Below are 21,101 nucleotides of genomic sequence, written 5' to 3' on the forward strand. Positions count from 1 at the left end.
CGTCGCTCGCTCCAGCAGCCCGTAGTACTAATATAGCCGGGGGCCGGTAGAGCAGCAAGGGGGATAGAATGTCACATTTCCTCGCCCACCGCTTTGATGCGGGGATCCCGCCCTCGGAGCTGCAAGCGCAGTTCAATTAAAATATCCCGCAGGCGGGCGGCCTCCTCAAATTCCAGGCGGCGGGCGGCTTCCCGCATCTGCTTTTCGGTGACAGAAATTAACTGCTTTAACTCTTTCTTGCTATATTTTTTCTTTTTGTCGCCCGCTGTCGCCCGGTATACACCGGCCGCCTCGACCACACTGGTGGCCTCAATCACCGCCCGCACACTCTTTTGCACCGTACGGGGCACAATGCCGTGCTGCCGGTTGAAAGCCAGCTGTTTTTCCCTCCGCCGGTTGGTCTCGCCGATGGCCCGGGCCATGGAGCGGGTAATCCGGTCAGCATACATGATCACCCGGCCCTCGGCATGGCGGGCCGCCCGGCCGATGGTCTGGATGAGCGAGGTTTCCGAGCGCAGGTAGCCCTCCCGGTCGGCATCCAGGATGGCCACCAGGCTGACCTCGGGCAAATCCAGCCCCTCGCGCAGCAGGTTGATGCCCACCAGCACGTCAAACACCCCCAGGCGCAGGTCGCGGATGATCTCCATGCGCTCAATGGTGTTAACATCCGAGTGCATGTAGCGCACTTTCACCCCGGCCTGGCGCAGGTAGTCGGTCAAATCCTCGGCCATTTTCTTGGTCAGGGTGGTCACCAGCACGCGCTGCTGTTTGCGCACCCGCTGGTTGATCTCGCCCAGCAGGTCGTCAATCTGCCCGGCGGTAGGCCGCACCTGGATCTCGGGGTCCACCAGACCGGTGGGCCGGATGATCTGCTCCACCACCTGGCTGCTGTGCTCCAGCTCGAAGGCGGCCGGCGTAGCTGAGACGTAAATGACCTGGCTCAGGCGCTGTAAAAACTCCTCGAACTGAAGGGGGCGGTTATCCAGAGCCGAGGGCAGGCGGAAACCGTACTCGATCAGGGCGCTTTTGCGGGACCGGTCGCCCTCGTACATGGCCCGCACCTGGGGCACGGCCACGTGGGACTCGTCGATGAACATGAGCATGTCCTCCGGGAAAAAGTCCAGCAGGGTGTAGGGGGCCTCGCCTGGTGCCCGCCCGGTGAGATGGCGGGAATAGTTTTCAATGCCGTTGCAGTAGCCCACCTCCTGCAGCATCTCCAGGTCATAGTTGGTGCGGCTTTCCAGGCGCTGGGCTTCCAACAGCTTGCCCTTCTCCCTGAGCAAGGCCAGCTGCTCCTCCAGCTCCTGGCGGATGGAAACAATGGCCCTTTGCAGCCGGTCGCTGCTCACCGAATAGTGGCTGGCCGGGAAGATGGATACATGCTGGCGCAGGCCGATGATTTCACCGGTCAGAGCATCGAACTCCAGCATTTTTTCAATCTCGTCGCCGAAAAACTCAATGCGGATGGCCCGCTCGGTGGTGGCCACCGGGAAAACCTCCAGCGCATCGCCGCGCACCCGGAACTTGCCCCGGGTGAAGTTCACATCATTGCGCTCGTACTGGATGTCCACCAGGCGGCGCAGCACAGCGTCGCGCTCGATGCGCATGCCCCGGCGCAGCGAGATCACCAGGTTGCGGTACTCGCCGGGATCACCCAGACCATAGATGCAGGACACGCTGGCCACCACAATCACGTCGCGCCGCTCCAGCAGGGCGCAGGTGGCCGAGTGGCGCAGCTTGTCTATCTCATCATTAATGGAGGAATCCTTTTCGATATAGGTGTCGGTCTGGGGAATATAGGCCTCGGGCTGGTAATAGTCATAGTAACTAACAAAATATTCCACGGCATTGTCGGGGAAAAACTCCCGAAACTCGCTGCACAGCTGGGCGGCCAGCGTCTTGTTGGGCGCCAGCACCAGGGTGGGCCGCTGCACGGCCTGGATAACCTGGGCCATGGTATAGGTCTTGCCCGACCCGGTCACGCCTAACAGCGTCTGGTGCTTGTAGCCCTTTTGCAGGCCCTCCACCAGCTGGGCAATGGCCTGCGGCTGGTCGCCGCGGGGCACAAAATCGGATTTCAACACAAAGCCGGCCACAGGGCACCCTCCTTTGCCCACGGCAACGAATTTTTGTTCTACGAGTACTATCACCAGGATTATATCACATGTTCAAGCAGGTTGTGGACAACTGGAAGTGATTTTTTATTTTTCCGGCTTGAAAACCAAAAGCCGGCAGGTAAATTACATCCCCTGCCGGCCGAACCGTTCGATTGTAAGATTATTTAATCAGCTTGGCTTTTTTCATCATCATATAAATGGTCTTGGCTGCCTGCGGGCGGGTAAAATACTGCTTGCCACCAAAGGTCTTGTCGGGAAAACCGGCCAGGTAACCCGCCTTCACTGTGGCCAGGATATAGGGCATGGCCCACTGGGACATATTGGCCGAGTCGGTATCGGTAAACAGCTTCTGCATGGTACCAGCCACCTTGGTATCATCATCATCCACCTTCAGGTTCATGGCCCGGCAGAGCATGGTGGCCACCTGCTCCCGGGAGATGTAGCTGTAATAGTCGAAGGCGTGCTCGTAGGTGGGGGTGAGCACTCCCGTAGCCACCCCATTGCGGGCCGCCAGGTAGATGTACTTGTAGTCATCCAGCGGGATGTCATACCAGCGCCCGGTTTGCAGATCCCTGGCTTGAGCGGCACCGCTTTCTATGCGCAAGTCACTGAACAGGCTTACGGTGCGCAGTTCGCTCTTGCTGATCTGTTCGGGGTTGTAACCCAGCGCCCTGGCCAGCATGACCGTAAATTCACCCCGGGTGATGGGCGTTTCAGTACCGTCGGTTTCCAGCAGGCCGAAGAAAGGCTGCCGGGCCGGATCTTCATTCATGATCCCGCGGGCCCAGAGGTATTCCACATACATTTTGGCCCAGCCCACCTGTTCGAAGTCCGGGAAGACCGGAATGCGGTTCACCACCACATACTCTCCGAAGCCTTTAAAAGGTACCTTAACACTGCCCTTGCCGGTATCCACCACACCGCCCAGCACCTGCCAGTCGCTGTATGTGTCCGGGCGGAACACCACCGACAGGGCGCTTTTCGAGACCTGGGACACTTGCTTGTCATAGGGTACGGTAATGGTCGCTTCAGCCTTGTTCTTAAGATCCACATTGCCGGTCTTCTGGGCGTCGGCTTTGGCATAAATATCAAACACAAAACCCACGGCCGGGGACCCTTTGACCATTTGCTGTTTGTAGGCCTCCACCTTGATGGTCTGATCCACCGAAGCGCCCAGTTCACTGTTGGTATCATACAGGTGACTGCCCGGGGCAAATTGCATGCTCAGCTTCTTGCCAAACAGCTCAATTTTGCCCTTTTCATCCAGCACCACCTGTCTTTCCGCCCCGTCCGCCAGCACATCGGCAAAAACAATGGTGAATTTATATGTCTCGGTACTGCCATCTGTGGCGGTGGTGACCACTTCAATGCTGTTCCGGCCCGTTTTTAAGGGCACTTCCGCATAATAGTGCTTCTGGGTCTCATCGTCACTATTGCTCTCGGCCGGCAGGGCCGGAATTTTGTTGATGGTGACCATGTTGATATTGGCCAGAGTAATATCTATGCGCACCGGGTTTTTATTCACCACAGTGCTGTTGCCCACCAGGGCATTGCCGTCCACCAGTATGCCCTGCCCGGCCCCGGTTTTGAACTCCCAGTAAAAGCCGAAAGAATCACTGTCCATATCACTGCCGGGATTGAAATTATTGCCTTCCAGATCCTGCACGGTTTTTAGCACATAGCCCTGATATCTCGTGTCGGGCTGCAGGGGCGCATCGGGATAGAAGACCGCCTTGTGCTCCAGCGAATCATACCGCACCCGGCCGCTGACATACTCAAATTTCTTGCCGTCCAGGATTTTTTTCAGGAAGAACTTGTTGGCGACATCGGGTTTGACCGCCCGGCCAAATTTGATATAGGGCTTTTCATTAATGGCCACATTGCTGCCACTGGGCCCGTACTGCAGGTAACCCAGGGTAGTGTTGAAGGCATAGACAGCTGTAATCTCAGAGCTAAAAACATTCCCCTTGCGGGCAATGGCCCTCAAAATATACGTGGGATTATCCCCGCCGCCCAGCGTTTTAGGATCAATGGACAGGGGACCGGTATATTTGTTGCCTACTTTGGGATTCAGGCCATCCAGGTAATCGGCTTTGTCCACCAGAGTGTAATAAATCTCCACCCCGGACTGGGTGGTGCTCAAAGTCACCTTGACCGGCTCAAAATATTTGTAGGTGTCACCAGAAGGTGAAACATCGGGGGTGTTTTTCAGCTGGGGGGCGTTTAATGGCCCTACGGTAAAGGTGTTTTCGGCGAACAATTCATAACTGGTACCGCTACCGGCATAGGCCTTGACCACATAATCGCCCGCTGTACTCAAATCAATACCGGTGATCTCCCCCTCAAAGCCGTCAACGCCCACGCTGCTGATAACTCCCTCACCTTTGAGCACATAAGAATTGTTTTTCTCCACCTTGAAAAACTGTATTTTTATATCTTTACCGCCACTGAGCTGCGCTATCCATTCATCCCCTACTTTTTCCAGATAGGTACCCCGCACTTTGATGGTAGCCGGGCTACCGGTAGCATAGTGCCCCAGCTCGGTCCAAACCGAACCGTAGAAAGTATAGGGGGCATCCTTCAGGGTGTGGAAGGTATACTGCAGTTGACCCGCAAAAAGCTTGCCGTCACTGTCCCGCACTTCGGCATTGCCGCCGTCGGGCAAAGCCCCTTTCACCGTGGGGACAATGGTCAGCTTGTAGTCCTGATCACCATCCAATCTTTTAAGCAGGTCGATATAGACCTGGTTATTGGTCGCATCTTTGCCCAGGGCGTCTTTCTTTTCCAGCTGGGCTGTCTCATTGCCCTGGCGGACCTCGAAATTCAGCTGGCTCATTTTGTCCAGGTTCATCTTGCGGCTGAACTTGATGTAGACCCGGGAATAAACCGCCCCGCTGACCGAGTCGGTATAATAGCCCGGGTAAACGCTCAGCACAGTGGGATTAATAATATAGCGAAATTGCGTATATTTTTTATTACTGGCATCACTGGCCCTGGCAGCGCTCACACTTAATATGCCATCCTGGTCAATAATGATTTTGGGCAGAGCGGTAATATCGGTATCCTTATCAATACCCGCAGGATAGTAATCGGTTTCCGGAATGGCTTCCCGGCCCTGGAATTTATAAGTAATTTTTACCTTCTGAGCCGGATCGGCACTATCATACGAATACAAAATCACTTCCTGGGCCCGGTCATAGGTACCGGCTCCCGGCATGGCCACCGGCGTGATCACAGTTACCGTTGCTGCACCGGCCGGCGGCAGGGCGGTGCACAGCAAGCTGATGATCAGCAAGCAAACAACTAAATAGTTAACCTTTGTCCTTACTCTGGAGCGCCGCATTTTTTCTCTCCTTTCCCTAAGAAACCTGCAAAATCTTACGGGCCAACCCGCTCACAAAGACCAACCCGGCCTACCAGTAAATATCGGCAGGCAGCAGCAAATTCTGCACCGGATTGATCCAGGATTTATTATAACAAAATATTCCTGCCGCTCCAACGTGACAGGGAATATTTTACGGCAGACTACCGCACCAACCTGGTTTTGAGCAAAACTACTGCTGCTCTCCTTCCTGCTGCTCCCCTTGTTGTTCATCCCCCTGTCCGCCGCCAGCGGCCTGGCCGGGTTTCTTCTGGCCCGCTACCTGCTGCTCGGCGGCACCCCGGGTTTCCATCTTCTTGATTTCCCCCGGCACTTCCACTTCCATGGTTTTACCTTCCATGGTGGTAATGCGCAGGATGGTTTTTTTCTGCTCACCGCCGCCCTGGCCGCCCGGCCCACCGCTTCCCGGAGCGCCGGAGCCACCGCTGCTCCCGCCACTCTGGCCGCCGCCGGAACCTCCCGCTCCCCCCGCCTGTCCCTGGCCGCCCGGCTGACCGCCTTTGGTCAGCGACTGCCAGCGCTCGGCCAGCAGGTAAATGTTCTGCTGGTCAATCAGGCGCACCGGCGTGTAGCGATAGGGCACCGCGCTGGTGCCCTCGGTGAGCTGGCCCTCATAAGACCACTGGCCTTTTTCGGCCAGCTCCCTGGCCGCATTCAGAGCGTAGCGGGCCAGCAGTTCGGGCCGGGTGTCGATCTCGGCATCGTGCAGGCCGGCAGCCAGGGCCTGGCTGGCCGCTTCGTCCGCTCCCACGCCCACCGTGGTCACCCGGGCGGTGCGGTTTTGGCCCTGCAGATATTTGACCGCTTCCACCGCCAGTTTGCTGGCGGTGGCCAGCACCGCATCAAAACCGCCGCCCGCGTCCAGGCGGGCCAGTTCACCGGCCACAGCGGAGGACTTTTCCGCCGGGTGTTCCAGCACCGCCAGGGGTTTTACTCCGGCCCCCGCCAGTTCCCGCTGCACGCTTTCCACCATAGAAGCCACCGCCCGGTCCTGCGGGTCAGCGCTCAGGATCACCACCCGGCGCGCCTGCCGCTGCAACGCATAGCGGGCCAGCAGCTGCCCGGTGAGGGCGTGGTTGGCCGCCACATACCCATCCACGGCCGCCGCCCGGGGCAGGCTGTCCAGAGCCACCACCTTGATTTTGTCCCGGGCCAGCTGCGGCAGCACTTGCTGGCCCAGGGCGGCGCTTACCGGCTGCCAGATCACGGCCTTGACCTTTTTCTGCCCCAGTTCCTGCAGCTGGCTCACCTGCTTGAAGGCATCGCCGCCCGCCTCGGCCAAGAGCAAATCCACCCCGGCGGTCTGGGCTTCCTTTTTGATGGTTTGGGCGATGGTTTTATTGCCATCCCGCTGCATGTCGGCCAGGCAGATGGCAATTTTGATCCTGGCAGGATTGGGTTTCCTGGCCGGCTGCTTTTTCTTGCTACAGCCGGCCAGGAAGCCCGCCGCCAGGGCCAGCAGCAGGATCAGCACCAGAACTCGCAGCCAGGATAGACTTCCCCGCATCGCGCACCGCCCTCCCCATTTTTCCGGGTTTAGCTTAGTATGGCCCGGGCGGCACGGGAATATAAAAACACCCTGCTCTCACAGCAGGGCGCAAAATGATGAACCTAACAATGCGGTGAGTAATGTTGCGGGTCAATCAGCTGGCGATATTTATAGACCACCTGTTTGAAGTCCTCCCAGGCATCGCGCTTTAAAGCCGGGTTACGCAGCAGCGCGGCCGGGTGGTAAGTGGGCATGATCCACACGCCGCTTAGCTGCACCCACTGCCCCCGGTCGCGGGTGATGCGCCGGTCCGCCCCCAGAATTTCCTGCAAAGCGGTAGCCCCCAGCAAAACCATGATCTGCGGTTTTAAAAGTCGCAGCTGGGCATCCAGATTGGGCCGGCAGGCCTGCCGCTCCTGGGGAGTAGGAATGCGGTTGCCCGGCGGCCGGCATTTGACCGTGTTCAGGATGTAGACATGAGTAAACCGCTCAAAGCCGCAGGCGGCCAGGATTTTGTCCAGAAGCTGCCCCGCCCGGCCCACAAAGGGACGCCCCAGGCGGTCTTCATCGGCGCCCGGCCCCTCGCCGCACAGCACCAGGCAGGCCTGCGGGTTACCCTCGCCAAAGACCACCCGGCTGGCCCCCTGGCGCAAAGGACAGCGCCGGCAGTTGCTCACTCGCGCCGCCAGCTCCCCCAGGTCGGCGCAACCGAACAGATCTCCTTCTTCTGCTGTGGCAAATAAACTTCTCTCTACCGACAATGCTTTCACCTCAATAATCCAACTGGGTCTCTCCGCCCGGCCCGGAACGCGAAGAGAAAATCTGGTTACCCCGACGCCTTGATTTAACCCCGGCCGGCAGTGTCAGCACCGGCAAATACAAAAAAGCCGGGCCGTTTCGCCCGGCTCCGGCCGCAAAACCTCATTCCGCCTTTTCCAGAATGATGCGGTGATTGACCAGTTCCAGCTCGGCAATGCGCGCTTTAACCATTTTGCGCCGGCCGAAAATATCCTCCAGCACCAGGCTGCCGTCGGGCTGGGGCTGCACCTTGTCCACCATCTCCAGGAAAAGCTCCTCTTTGCCCCCCTGGCGCAGGTAAGCATTGGCTTCGCACATTTTGTACCCTCCCCCGGCAAACTTATCCAGCCTGCCAGCAATTATTCACATAATCATTATATGCCCCGGCCGGTCACGCCGTCAACCAGTTACCATACCCGGCTCAGCCCGGGCGCTACCAGCAACCAAAACAGCGAAGACAGTCATCCTTTACTCCCGCCGCTACGCCGCCGGGCGCTCCAGCTTTTCCTCCAGCAGCTGGCGGGCCTTTTCCAGCTGCCGGTCCACCGCCGCACCGGGCGCCTGCTCCACCACAACGTCGGGCTGAATGCCCTTTTTGTTGATGTCGTGCCGTCCCGGCGTCAAATAGCGGGCCGTGGTCAATTTCAGTCCTGCACCATCACTCAGGTTGAAAACCGTCTGCACCACACCCTTGCCAAAAGTCTTTTCGCCCACCAGCCGGCCGGTTCCCCGGTCCTGGACGGCCCCGGCCAGAATCTCGGCCGCGCTGGCGCTGTTGCCGTTCACCAGCACCACCAGTGGCAGGCGCAGCAGCTGCCCTTCCGCCTTCAGCTCATCCTCCTGACCACCCCGGTACTGAATGTACACCACCGGACCGGGCGGCACAAAAAAGCCGGCCACATGTACCGCCGCACGCAGCTCGCCCCCCGGGTTGTCGCGCAAATCCAGCACCAGCGCTTTTAAACCGGCTTTCTGCAGCTTCTGCAGCGCCTGCTCCACTTCGTCGGCGGTTTTTTCCGTAAACTGGGCAATGGCCAGGTAACCGATGCCCGCTGACTGGTCCAGCATCCGGCTCTGCACGGTGGGCACACTGATCTCCTGCCGGGTAATGGTCAAATCCAGGGGTTTGTCCAGCCCCGGCCGGCTGATCACCAGGTGCACCTGACTGCCCACCGGGCCGCGCATAAACTGCACCGCGGTTTCCAGGTCCATGCCCCGGGCATCATGCTGGTCAATTTTCACAATTATATCGCCCGGCTGAATACCCTTTTCAAAGGCCGGTGTATTTTCATATGTACGCACCACGGTGAGCTGGTTGTTCTTCAGCCCCACCAGAATGCCCAGGCCGCCGAAGGAACCGCGGATCTGCTCCTGCAGCTGTTTGAAGGTCCGGGCATCCAGATAGACCGAATAGGGATCGTCCAGCGCGTCCACTATACCCTGCATGGCCCCGTCCACCAGCGTCCCCGTGCTCACCGGGTGCAAATACTGGGTCTTGACCAGCACCAGCACCCGCAGCAAATTGCCCAGATGCTGGTAGTTTTTGGCCAACAGGCCACCAGCCAGTAAAAAGACCAAAAATAACAGCAAAGCCAGCCAGCGAAAGCCCCGGCTTTGCCTGCGCTCGCCACCACTCCACTCCCGCGGCGTGTATTCCATGCCCCATCACCTTCCTCGCATACGTTATTATACTACAACAAGCCACGGGGCATGACAATGTCATCCAGTAAAAAAGCCGGGCGGCTAACCACCCCCAGGGCAGTCACCCGCCGGCTGTGTTTCTCTTGGTATACCTGAACGCGGGTGCGCATCCTTCGCTCGCCCGAATTTCGTACCGGGCAGCACCAGCTGCTCAGTCGCGGCTGGGACAATGCAGTGCGAGCATGTGCAACGCTCGCCCGATCGCTTCGCACCGGACGGCACTACGGCTTGCGGCGGACTCAGCCGGATCGCCCCAGATTCGACATCCTGTCTCAACTGGGGCTGGGCCGGACATCCATGTCCGGCCCTCCGGCTTCGTTACCGCCGCTGCGCCTAGTGCCGTTTGCCGTTGCTCCGCCACGGGCTCGCTTTTGCACGCTGCTCGCCAGCAAGCTGGCTTTTATGTGCTGTACAACCGGTAGTCCAGACGGACTCGCTCAGGATTGGCACACCTGCCACTAGCGGTTTATATATTACGCTGTAATACTAGAAATAACCCATGGGATTGACCGGCGTGCCATTCACCCGGACGGAAAAATCCAGATGCGGGCCGGTGGACATGCCCGTGCTGCCCACGGCGCCAATCACCTGGCCCTTTTTCACTTCCTGCCCCACTCGCACGGCCTGGGAGGACAGGTGGGAGTAGAGTGTGGTCAGCCCTCCCCCGTGATCCAGCATGACAATCCGCCCGTAACCGCTCATAGTGCCCACGTCAATCACGGTGCCGTCCTGGGCGGCCACTACCGGCGTGCCGGTGGGGGCGGGAATATCAATGCCGTTGTGGTGTCGCACCACCCCCAGTACGGGGTGAACCCGGTTACCAAAAGGCGAGGAAATGGCGGTGTACCCGGGCACCGGCCAGGCGAAAACGCCGCTGCCCTTGCGCGGCGCATCCTTTTTCTGCCGCTGGGCGATGATCTGGGCGATGATCTTCTGTTCTCGGGCCTCCAGTTCGGCCGCCTCGGCCTCAAAACGGCGCAAATCCTCCCGGGCATCGGCCAGCAGACGCTCCCTGGCCGCCCGGCTTACCGCCAGCTGCCGGCGGGCCTGTTCCTGCCGGTCCAGCAGGGCCAGCAGGGTTTGCTGCTTGTCCTCCACCCGTTTCTGGCGCTCGGCCACCTGTTGCTGCCACTCCTCCACCTGGCGGACGATTTGCCGGTCCTGTTCCACCAGCCGGCGCAGCAGAGTCAGGCGAGAAATAAAATCGCTGAAGTCCTGCGCGTCCAGCAGCACCTCCAGGTAGCTGCCCTCGCCGGCCAGGTACACACCCCGCACCCGCTGGCGCAGAAGTTCATTCTTCTCCGCCAGCTGGCAGCGGGCCAGAGCCAGTTCGGCATTGATTCGGCCCAGTTGCTCCCTGGTTAGCTGAATACTGCCCTGCAGGTTGGCGATCTGGCGCTGGCGCGCCTGGATATCCTCATCCAGAGCCGCCACCTGCTGGGAAAAACTGCGCACCTCGCTTTTGGTCTCCTTGATCTGCTGCTTCTTCTGGGTCAGTTTAGCCCGGGTTTCTTGCAAGAGCTGCTCTAAGGAAACCGCCTCCCCGGGCAGCGCCGGCAAGCCCAGCACCAAAAGCCCGGCCAGACCCAGCAGAGCCCAGATTTTATGGAACCGCACAGGCCACACCCCCCGGATCGGTGGTTTTTTGCGGGCGACACGAATAACCGCTATACTTTTAAGAAGCGGCGCAGGGAAATGACACTGCCCAGGCTGCCCAGCAGCACGCCGGCCCCCACCATACCGCCCAGAATCTGATAAATCAGCCGCCAGTCGGTCACCAGCTGCACAAAGGGCATAGCCGTCTGCAGAGCCGCCAGCAGCTGCCGATAGCCCAGGTAAACCGCACCCGCCGCTATGGCTGCCCCGGCCAGTCCCAGCAGCATTCCCTCCAGCAGAAAGGGCAGGCGCACAAACCAGCTGGTAGCCCCCAGAAAAACCATGATGCCGATTTCCCGCCGCCGGGCAAAAACCGACAGGCGGATGTTGGTGGATACCAGAAAAACCGCCGCCGCCGCCAGCGCTACCACCAGCCCCAGGCCGAAAAGCCGGATCCAGCGCACTACCTGCACCAGCTTTTCCACCAGGCCGCGTCCATAGTTGACTTCCTCCACCCCGGGGAAGGCGGCCAGCCGGCCGGCCACCCCGGCCACCTGGTCGGCGCGGTGGGTTTTAACGCGCAGCATAGCCGGCAGCGGGTTGTTCTCCTCCAGCCCCTGCAGGATCTCCCGCCGGTCGGCGAATTTTTGCTTCATTTCTTCCAGAGCCTGGCTTTTGGAGACATACTGCACTGTGCTGACCTCGGGCCATTCCGCCACTTCTTTCTGCCAGCGTCGCAGTTCGTCGGGAGCCAGATCATCTTTTAAAAAGGCCCGGATCTCCACCGCGGACTCCAGTTCGGCGGCCAGCGCCGCCGCATTGAGCGCCAGCAGGACCGAACAGCCCAGCACCATCAACGACACGGCCACCGTCCCCACACAGGCCAGGGACAGCCAGCTGTTGCGGGCGATAGAAGTAAAAGCCTCCCGCCAGTAGTAAACCAGGGTGTTAAATAGACTCATGCCGGTAGCCTCCGCTTTCCTGATCCCTGACCACCCGTCCCGCCTCCAGCGCGATCACTCTTTTTTGCAGGGCATCGACAATTTCCCGGGCGTGGGTGGACATAATGATGGTAGTCCCCTGCTGGTTGATCTGCTGAAACAATTCCATCAGCTCCCAGGCTGTATCCGGATCCAGGTTGCCCGTAGGCTCATCGGCTATCAGAAGCACCGGTTCGCGCACAATGGCCCGGGCGATGCTCACCCGCTGCTGCTCCCCGCCCGAGAGCTGGGCTGGCAGCATATTTTCCTTGCCCTCCAGACCCACCCGGGCCAGGGCTTCCGGCACCCGACGGCTGATCTCCTGCTTGCCCGCCCCGCTCACCTGCAGGGCAAAAGCCACATTTTCAAAAACCGTTTTCTGCGGCAGCAGGCGAAAGTCCTGAAAAACCATGCCGATTTTGCGCCGGTATAGAGCTACCTCCCGGCCGCGCAACCGCAGGATGTTTTTGCCGTTGAACAACACCTGACCGCGGGTGGGCAGTTCCTCCCGAAAAATGACCCTGGTCAGGGTGGTCTTGCCGGCCCCGCTGGGGCCCACCAGAAAGACAAATTCGCCTTTTTTAATGGTCAGGCTGACATCATCCAGCGCCTTGACCTGGTTGGGGTAAACCTTGGTGACATTGTAAAGATTGAGCATATTCTCCGGCACCTGCCTCCCTGCAGTTTTTTTTCGACGGCGGCAGGCAAAGTCCTGCTGGAAAATACATTATATAACAGCCCTACCACCTGCCGGATGCCTCCTGCTCGCCGAAACGGCTGGCCGGCCTGGGAAAAATGTGCTAAAATATTTCCATATAGTAGCAACCGAACCACCCGGAGTAAACGTCAATAGATTGACTGGTTGAGCGAGGACTGTTCGGCACCGGCCGGGCAAATAAAAAAAGGGGGTAGATCGCTTGTCCAAACCAAAAATTCTCCTGGCTCTTAGCCTGCTTATTCTGTGCTGTTTACTGCTGCCGGCTGCCGCGCCCGCGGTCAGCTTTAACGACCTGGACAGGTCCTGGGAATGGGCCAGCAGCGCTGTACAGAAAAGCAGTGAGCTCAAGCTGATGCAGGGCTACCCGGATGGCAAATTCATGCCGGGCAAAGCGCTCAGCCGCCTGGAAGCCATGGCCATAGTGCTGCGCGGCACTGTAGGCGAAGACACGCTGAGCAAGGTGGATGTAGCCAAAAGCGGCATCAAACTGCCGGCCGGCATGACCTGGGGCCAGCAGTACCTGGTTTACGCTGCCCAGCAGGGTATTCTGGCCAAAGAGACTATCAACCAGCTCAAATACAACAATGCCATCACCCGGGCGGAAATGGCCTATCTGCTGGCCGCCGCCCTCAAGCTGGGCAAAGGCAGCAACACATCTCTGCAGAGCTATGTGGACGCCGCGAAAATTGGCGACGCCTACAAGCCCTATGTGGCTATTGTCACTGAAAAGAAATTGATGTCGGGCCTGCCGGAAAAAGCTGGCTCCAGCCGGGTGAAGTTCGCCCCGGACGTCCCGCTCAACCGGGCCCAGATGGCCGTGCTGGTGGCTCGCCTGGCGGAAAACAACTGGCTCAAAGCAGTTGGACAAACTCCGACCCAGGGTGGCGGCACAACGCCCACCACGCCCGGCAGTGGCTCTACCACCACGACCCAGCCAGTCCAACCCGACATGGAAATCACCGGCCGGGTGGTGAGCAAAACCCTCACCAGCAGCGGCTGGCAGCTACAGCTCAGCCAGAACGGCAGCTATTACACCTACAGCCTGGCCAGCAATGTCACCATTACCGACAGCTACGGCAGCCGGGATATTGCCGCCCTGAGCAATAACACTTATATTAAGGCCAAAATCAAAAGCGGCTACATTTACCAGGTGAACATCCTGCCGGGTGTAACAGTGAAAGGCAAGGTCACTGGCACCGGCTCCAGCTCTTTTACTTTGGCCAAAAGCAATGGTACCTCGGCCACCTACACCTATAGCAGCGCCACAGTTTTTTACGACCAGAACGGCCGGGAAAAACGCTTCACCATTGCCAGAGGACAGGAGCTGCGCGTCACAGCTTATAATAACGAAGCCATCGAAATAAGTCTGGTGAGCGAGGGCAAATGGAGCGGCACCATCAAGAAGGTCTACGCTGACGACAGGCAGCTCTCCATCAAGCTGGCGGACGGCACCTCCAAGACTTATGACGTGTACAAGCGGGCTGAACTGCTGGATGAGGACGACGACGAAATCGCCCTGGACGATCTAGATGTGGGCGACGAGGTGGAATTTGAGCTGGACGAGGATGACCAGATTGTCTGGCTGCAAGTTTCTGATGACACCAGCAGCCGGCTGGACTACACCGGCACAGTGCGCAGTGTGGATGAGGACAATCGCGAGATCAAGGTGCGTCTGGATGACGGCGATACAGAAACCTACTATGTGCGCAAAAGTGCCACTATAGAAGACCAGGACGGCGATGATATAGATCTGGCTGATATTGAAGTAGGCGATGAAGTAACCTTTGACCTGAACAGTAGCGATGAAATTACCAAATTGATCCTGCTCGGTAGCAGTGCCAGCAGTTCCTCCACCCGCAGGGGCACGGTGACCGCGCTTAAGACCAGTTCCTACATCGCCCTTGACCAGAGGAAATACTACCTGGCCAGCAGTGTCAGGGTATACAAGGACGGCGATAGCATGGACATTGAGGACATCATGCTGGGTGCCGAAGTAAAGCTCTACCTGAACAGCAGTGACAAGGTCACGCGCATTGACATCACCAACGATGAGGACATCACTGTAGAAGGAACGGTGGAAGAAGTGCGGTCGGGCAGCAACAAGATCACCATTGAACAGTCCAACGGCCTGTCCTTCACCCTGCCGGTGAGTTCCAGCTGCACCTTCAAGAACACCAGCGCCGATGAACTGGGCGAAGTGGAAAAGGGCTGGGAGGTCCGGCTGACTCTGGAAAACGGAAAGGTTACCGTGATCAAGAAGTTATAGCCCTTATGGCTATGCACAACCGGTTTATGGCCGTCACTGCCGCGCAACCGAAAACAGCCCGTAAATCATGTTACTTCAACCGGCCAGCCAGCCGGTTTTCTTTTTTTACCTCTCCAGCTGTTATTTAGCAAAATTTCAGACAAGTTCCCGGCCTGTAAAAAAACATAAATTGATGCTCAATTTTTGAGCATTTTTCGCTTATCCATCTCAATCAGGCTTTTTTAGCCCAGGCGGGGCAAAATTGCCCTTGCCAGCTGGCAATTATTGATCTAACTTTATACTGACCGGTCAGTACACAAATTACCACCGCCGCCGGTCAATTTTTTACGCCAGGCGCCCGCATGATATGTTGTACTTAACCAGCAATACATATTAGTAAACATTTGGGTGCGGCGGCAAGCAAAATTGCCGTATACAGCCTTTCGCCATTGCCGGAGAAACACCATCTGGCAGCGCAAGATGCTAAACCGAACAAAAATGATCCCATGAATTTTTTACGGGGAGGTTTTTAGCAGTGATTAACTTTTTAGAAAAAAGTTCCTGGCGTTCCGCTCTGGCCCTGCTCACCGGCACTCTGTTGCTCCTGGGCAGCACCATTCCCTTAACCGGCTGTAGCCGAGCGGCCCAGGCCGGCCGGGAACTGAGCGGCACGGTGGAGGCCACCGAATACAATGTGAGCAGCAAGATCCCCGGCCGCCTGCTGGAAATGAAAGTGCGCGAGGGAGATACAGTACAGGCCGGTCAGGTGGTGGCCGTGCTGGACAGCAAGGAATTGCAGGCCAAAGAGAAAGAACTACTGGCCCAGATCAGTGCTGCTCAGGCCGGGCTGGACCAGGCCAACACCTCGACATCTCTCCAGGATCAAAGCACGGCGGCGGCTCTGGAACAGGCCCGGGCCACCCTGCAGCGGGCCCGGGCCGACCTGGAGGTAACCGAAAAGACCCGTCAGCGCCTGGAAGCTCTGTATGCTGAAGGGGCCATTTCGGCCCAGCAGCTGGACGAGGTGCGGGCTCGCGCCCAGGCCGCCCGGGCTGCCGTGGATCAGGCCCAGGCCGCGGTGAACCAGGCCCTCTCGGCCCGCCTGCAGGTGCAGCTGGGCCAGGACAACGTGGCGACAGCCCGGGCCAAACTGGCCCAGGCCCGGGCTGCCCTGGAACAGGTGCGGGCCAACCTGCAGGAAACCACCATCAAGGCCCCGGCTGCTGGCACTGTAACCGAAGTCAATGTGGAAATTGGTGAACTGGTCTCCACCGGCCTGCCCATCATGGTGATCAGCGACTTTCAACATAACCATGTCAATGTCAAGGTGCCCCAGGACATTGTGCAGAACCTGCAAACCGGGCAAAAGGCCCGTCTAACCCTGGGCAAAACGGTTTATGCAGGGCGGATTGTGGATATTTCCCGCAAGCCCAATTTCGCCACCCACCGCGCCACCAACGACCGGGGGGAGAAAGACATTGTGACATATAATGTGAAAATCCAGGTAGATGATCCCCGCCTGCGGCCGGGCATGGAGCTGACCGTGCACTTTGAATAAAGCCAGGCCAGGCCGGGCTACCCCGGTGTAATCGCGATATTATCTCCCAGGCGGTGATGCCTGCCCCCTGCCCGCCGGTTTATGCGGCCCATCGCATCCAGCGTTGCTGACTAGAGGAGGAACGGCTATGTTCTTGCAACCACTACCCACTCCCCGGGGACTGCTGCGCAGCTCTTTTGATATAGCCCGGCGGGAACTGGCTTACATGCTCAGGACCCCTAAACTGCTTTTGATCATGTTCGCCTTTCCCGTCCTGGCCATCATCCTGTTCAACCTGCTCTACAGCCAGCACATCATCCTGCATATCCGCACGGCGGTTTGGGACGCCAGCCAGACCTCGTTAAGCCGCCAGGTGGTGGAAGCCTTTGCCGATTCGGACCGCTTTGATCTGGTAACCACGGCCGCCAGTGAGCGGGAGATTCGCCAGCTTTTGGATACCCGGCAGGTAGAGGCGGCCCTGGTTATCCCGGCCGACTTCGCCCGCCAGCTGCAGCGCGGCCAGTCCAGCAAGGTGCTGGTGATTGTTAACGGCAGCAACATGCTTTTCAGCAACGCAGTGCTCAGTGCGGCCACGGAAATCGTCTCCACCATTGCGGCCGGCTCCACGCTGGTCAAACTGGAGAGCATGGGCCTGCCGCCGGACAGCGCCCTTAAAGCCGTGCAGCCCGTGGAGCTGGCTCTGCGCATCTGGTACAATCCCACTTTCAACTACGCCAATTTTCTGGTACTGGGCCTTTTGGCCACGGCCATCCAGCAGGTGACCCTGCTGTACATGGCTACTTCTCTGGTGCGGGAAAAGGCGGCCGGCACCCTGGCCGCCCTGCGGGAGGAAGGCATCAGCGCCCTGGCCGTGCTGCTGGGCAAATACGGCGTGTATTTTGCGGTCAATTTTTTCACTTTGAACCTGCTGCTGACCAGCTGTGTGTACTGGTTTAAGATTCCCTTTAACGGCAGCCTGACCCAATTATTGCTGCTGGAAGTGATTTTCCTGGGCGGCATTCTGGCTCTGGGCACCTTTCTCTCGCTGGTGTCGCGCAATGAACTGGAGGCCACCCAGCTGTCCATGGTAATTGCCCTGCCCTCATTCTTGTTCTCGGGCTACACCTGGCCGGTGCAGGCTATGCCCCCCCTGTGCCAGGCGATCTCCGCCCTGCTGCCCCTGACCTATTTTGCCGGCAATTTGCGCGATATTGCGCTGATGGACATCAGCTTTGCCACCATGCAGCACGATCTGGTGGTGCTGACCGGCCTGGTGGCTGTGTTCTTGCCCCTATCCGTTCTGCTCTTTCACCGCCAGTACAGCCGGCTGCCCGTAGAAAACCAGTGAGCGCGGTTTGTCCCGCGCTCATTTTTTCATAACTCATGCAACTGTCCTGACCAGCACGGGCCAGGCCCGCCCATCGTCCCTCCCGGAGGATGGGCTCACTTTACGCTGCACCCGCCCCCCGTTCACGGTAACCTCACTTAACCCGATCCAGCACTTCTTTAACCGCCCGCACCAGTCCTTCCACGGTCAGGCCGTATTTGGCTAATAACTCCGCCGGTTTGCCCGACTCACCAAACACATCGGGCAGGCCCACCCGGCGCACCGGCACGGGGCAGCCGCCGGCCACAGCCTCGCACACTGCGCTGCCCAGCCCGCCAATGATGCTGTGCTCCTCGGCCACCACCAGGGCGCCGCAACTGCGGGCCGCCTCCAGCACTGCCGCCTCGTCCAGGGGCTTAATGGTATGCATATCCAGCACGGAAACCTCCACGCCTTCTCCGGCCAGCTGTCCGGCTGCTTCCAGGACCATGCCCACCATGATGCCGCAGGCAATGATAGCCGCCTTTTCCCCCCGGCGCAGCCAGTTGGCCCGGCCCACAGTAAAGGACACAGGCTCGTCGTAGAGCACGGGCACGCCGGAACGGCCCAAGCGCAGGTAAACCGGGCCTTTGATCTCGGCCGCGGCCAGCACGGCCGCCCGGGTGGAGGGTCCGTCGGCCGGCACCAGCACGGTCATCCCGGGCAGGCTGCGCATCAGGGCGATGTCCTCCACGGTCTGGTGAGAACCGCCGTCCTCACCCACCGTGATGCCGGCATGGCTGGCGGCAATTTTCACATTAAGGTGGGGATAAGCCACCGAATTGCGGATCTGTTCAAAGGCCCGGCCGGTGGCAAACATGGCGAAAGTGCTGGCAAAGGGGATCTTGCCCGCCGCCGCCAGCCCGGCAGCTACGCCAATCATGTTTTGCTCGGCAATACCCATATTGAAAAAGCGTTCCGGGTAGTGTTTGGCAAAGTCGGCAGTTTTGGTGGACTTGGACAGGTCGGCATCCAGCACCACCACCCGGGGATTTAAGCCGCCCAGCTCCACCAGAGCCTTGCCGTAGGCCTCCCGGGTAGCTATCTTCTGGCTCAATGGTTTATGTACCTCCTTCAGGTAAACTCCAGCAAAAGATGTATCGTTATCTGCGTATGCGGGCGTGCGTCCTGCGCTCGCTCTTTGTGCGAACTCCGGAAAGGAGTGTTTGGTTATGTGGGCGTGTTCCAGTGCATGCGAATGTGCATCCTTCGCTCGCCCGAATTTCGTACCGGGCAGCACCAGCGGCTCGGTCGCGGGCGGGCCGGGCCGCCCCAGATTCGACATCCTGTCTCAACTGGGGCTGGCGCGGACTTCCTGTCCGCGCCTCCCGGCCCGCTGCCGCGCCCTCGCCAGGTGCTGCAACCGGTACTCCAGACGGGCTCGCTCAGGATTGGCACACCCGCCATCTTTACTTACATAAACCATTCCACCCAAAGCACACCTGCATACGCCCACCGGCAGCTACGCCAATTCGGCCAGGGCCCGGGCCACCTGCTCGGCGTTGGGCGCATTGCCGTGCCAGCCGGCCTGGTTCTCCATGAAAGAGACGCCCTTGCCCTTGACCGTGCGGGCCACAATCATCTGGGGCTGTCCCTGCACCTGCTGCGCCCGCTGCACCGCCGCCAGGATGGCCACCATGTCGTGACCGTCGATCTCCTGCACATGCCAGCCAAAGGCTCGCCACTTGTCGGCCAGCGGCTCGGGCGACATCACCTCGCGGATGGCGCCGTCAATCTGCAGCCCGTTGTAGTCCAGGAAGGCGGTCAGGTTGTCCAGGCGGTAGTGGGCCGCCGCCATGGCCGCTTCCCAGATCTGCCCCTCCTGCACCTCGCCGTCTCCCAGCAGCACATACACCCGGTAATCCGCCCGGTCCAGCTTGCCGGCCAGGGCCATGCCGCAGGCCGCCGAAAGTCCCTGGCCCAGGGAGCCGGTGGACATCTCCACCCCGGGCAGCTTTTTCATGTCCGGGTGGCCCTGCAGGCGGCTGCCCAGCCGGCGCAGAGTGTCCAGTTCCTCCACCGGCAAAAAGCCGCGCTCAGCCAAAGCGGCGTAAAGCACGGGAGCAGCGTGCCCCTTGGAGAGCACGAAACGGTCGCGCTGCGGCCAGCCGGGATTGGCCGGATCCAGGCGCATAAAGTAAAAGTACAGGGCGCTGACTATATCGGCGGCCGACAGCGAACCGCCGGGGTGGCCGGAGCCAGCCCGGCCCAGCATACTGATGATGTGCCGCCGGAGCTGGCGGGCTTTTTGCTGCAGTTGCTCCACATCCAGTTTAAGCGGTTGCATGATTTTTCCTCCCGAAAAAACATTATTCCTCCTCGTGCAGCGGTTTAAAACCCTCGCCCAGCACCTCGTGCACATCGGCCAGGATGACAAAGGCCCGCGGGTCCACCTGCCGCACCAGGTCCTTCAGCCGGGTCACCTCGGAACGGCTGACCACCACCAGCAACACCTCGCGCTCCCGGCCGGTGTACATCCCCCGCCCCTGGAGGGCGGTGGCTCCCCGGTCCAGCTGCGCCAGCACCTGTCCGGCAATTTCCCGGCTGTGGTCGGAAATGATCAAAAAGGCTTTGGCGTAGGAAAAACCCTCCTGCACGATGTCAATCAGCCAGGCGGTGACAAATACCGCAATCAGAGCGTACAGGGCCAGCTCGTAGGATTTAAAAACCAGGCCGGCAAAAAGCACCACGGCGGCATCCACCAGAAACAAAAGCTGCCCCACATTGGCCCCGGTATAGGTGCGCAGGATGGCCGCCAGCAGTTCGGTGCCGCCCGTGGTGCCGTGGTAGCGAAAGACTATGCCCAGCCCCAGACCGGTAACCACGCCGCCAAAAACCGCCCCCAGCAGGGGGTCGTGGGTGGGCACGGGCAGCCAGGGCATCAGGATGTCCACGGCCAGGGAGAGGCCCACCGTGCCGTACATGGAATGCAGGCAGACCCGCCAGCCCAGGCGGAAGAAGGCCCAGACGAACAGGGGTATGTTCAGCACCAGCATGGTCAGGCCGACCGGAGCATGCATCAGGTAGTAGAGCACGGTGGCGATACCGCTCACGCCGCCGGCGGCGATCTTCTGGGGGATCAGAAACATGTCCAGACCGGCCGCGGTGAGCAGCACGCCCAGGGTGACGCCCAGCGCTTCTGTTAATATGCCCCGCAGCGCTTTTTTCATTT

At 59.4% G+C, this 21,101-nt stretch carries 15 protein-coding genes; 3 read left to right on the forward strand and 12 right to left on the reverse strand.

The genetic code is table 11. The features are described 5' to 3' along the window. Positions 1 to 71 precede the first annotated feature (71 nt). From uvrB to ftsE, 9 genes are all read right to left on the reverse strand, one after another. On the reverse strand, positions 72 to 2,096 hold the full coding sequence (gene uvrB, locus ACUVTU_RS01925; RefSeq protein ID WP_445888274.1) for an excinuclease ABC subunit UvrB: 2,025 nt from the start codon (positions 2,094 to 2,096) through the stop codon (positions 72 to 74). Between the two features lie 181 nt (positions 2,097 to 2,277). Next, positions 2,278 to 5,460: an Ig-like domain-containing protein gene (locus ACUVTU_RS01930; protein WP_445888275.1), complete on the reverse strand. Its 3,183-nt coding sequence runs from the start codon at positions 5,458 to 5,460 to the stop codon at positions 2,278 to 2,280. Between the two features lie 211 nt (positions 5,461 to 5,671). Further along, on the reverse strand, positions 5,672 to 7,006 hold the full coding sequence (locus tag ACUVTU_RS01935) for a sugar ABC transporter substrate-binding protein (protein WP_445888276.1): 1,335 nt from the start codon (positions 7,004 to 7,006) through the stop codon (positions 5,672 to 5,674). A 104-nt stretch (positions 7,007 to 7,110) separates the two neighbouring features. Next, positions 7,111 to 7,749 (reverse strand): uracil-DNA glycosylase, encoded by a 639-nt coding sequence (locus ACUVTU_RS01940; protein WP_445888277.1) that lies wholly within the window; start codon positions 7,747 to 7,749, stop codon positions 7,111 to 7,113. 160 nt (positions 7,750 to 7,909) lie between these two features. Beyond that, positions 7,910 to 8,104: a CooT family nickel-binding protein gene (locus tag ACUVTU_RS01945; RefSeq protein WP_445888278.1), complete on the reverse strand. Its 195-nt coding sequence runs from the start codon at positions 8,102 to 8,104 to the stop codon at positions 7,910 to 7,912. 162 nt (positions 8,105 to 8,266) lie between these two features. Continuing rightward, entirely contained in the window at positions 8,267 to 9,445 is a 1,179-nt protein-coding gene (locus ACUVTU_RS01950; RefSeq protein WP_445888279.1) for a S41 family peptidase, read from the reverse strand. Positions 9,446 to 9,973: 528 nt separating this feature from the next. Then, positions 9,974 to 11,104 carry a murein hydrolase activator EnvC family protein gene (locus tag ACUVTU_RS01955; protein WP_445888280.1) on the reverse strand — a complete coding sequence of 377 codons (1,131 nt, stop codon included), beginning with the start codon at positions 11,102 to 11,104 and terminating at the stop codon, positions 9,974 to 9,976. A 50-nt stretch (positions 11,105 to 11,154) separates the two neighbouring features. Continuing rightward, positions 11,155 to 12,045 (reverse strand): permease-like cell division protein FtsX, encoded by an 891-nt coding sequence (gene ftsX / locus ACUVTU_RS01960; RefSeq protein ID WP_445888281.1) that lies wholly within the window; start codon positions 12,043 to 12,045, stop codon positions 11,155 to 11,157. Beyond that, positions 12,032 to 12,721, reverse strand: coding sequence for a cell division ATP-binding protein FtsE (ftsE, locus tag ACUVTU_RS01965; protein ID WP_445888312.1), 690 nt, complete (start codon positions 12,719 to 12,721; stop codon positions 12,032 to 12,034). Before ftsE ends, ftsX begins: the two co-directional genes overlap by 14 nt. 259 nt (positions 12,722 to 12,980) lie before the next feature. Between ftsE and ACUVTU_RS01970 the strand changes: the two genes are divergently transcribed. The 3 genes from ACUVTU_RS01970 to ACUVTU_RS01980 all read left to right on the forward strand — a co-directional run bounded on the left by ACUVTU_RS01970 (position 12,981) and on the right by ACUVTU_RS01980 (position 17,911). Next, positions 12,981 to 15,047 (forward strand): S-layer homology domain-containing protein, encoded by a 2,067-nt coding sequence (locus ACUVTU_RS01970; protein WP_445888282.1) that lies wholly within the window; start codon positions 12,981 to 12,983, stop codon positions 15,045 to 15,047. 514 nt (positions 15,048 to 15,561) lie between these two features. Continuing rightward, positions 15,562 to 16,584 (forward strand): HlyD family secretion protein, encoded by a 1,023-nt coding sequence (locus tag ACUVTU_RS01975; RefSeq protein ID WP_445888283.1) that lies wholly within the window; start codon positions 15,562 to 15,564, stop codon positions 16,582 to 16,584. Between the two features lie 127 nt (positions 16,585 to 16,711). Then, entirely contained in the window at positions 16,712 to 17,911 is a 1,200-nt protein-coding gene (locus ACUVTU_RS01980; protein WP_445888284.1) for an ABC transporter permease, read from the forward strand. A gap of 133 nt (positions 17,912 to 18,044) precedes the next feature. Here ACUVTU_RS01980 and ACUVTU_RS01985 read toward each other — a convergent pair whose 3' ends face one another. The 3 genes from ACUVTU_RS01985 to ACUVTU_RS01995 all read right to left on the reverse strand — a co-directional run bounded on the left by ACUVTU_RS01985 (position 18,045) and on the right by ACUVTU_RS01995 (position 21,099). After that, positions 18,045 to 18,986 (reverse strand): transketolase family protein, encoded by a 942-nt coding sequence (locus ACUVTU_RS01985; protein WP_445888285.1) that lies wholly within the window; start codon positions 18,984 to 18,986, stop codon positions 18,045 to 18,047. 405 nt (positions 18,987 to 19,391) lie between these two features. Beyond that, the gene (locus tag ACUVTU_RS01990; protein ID WP_445888286.1) at positions 19,392 to 20,216 is read right to left on the reverse strand and encodes a transketolase; all 825 of its coding nucleotides are present in this window, start codon (positions 20,214 to 20,216) and stop codon (positions 19,392 to 19,394) included. Between the two features lie 22 nt (positions 20,217 to 20,238). After that, on the reverse strand, positions 20,239 to 21,099 hold the full coding sequence (locus tag ACUVTU_RS01995) for a YitT family protein (RefSeq protein WP_445888287.1): 861 nt from the start codon (positions 21,097 to 21,099) through the stop codon (positions 20,239 to 20,241). Positions 21,100 to 21,101: the final 2 nt, after the last annotated feature.

Source organism: Desulfurispora sp. (assembly GCF_052744395.1).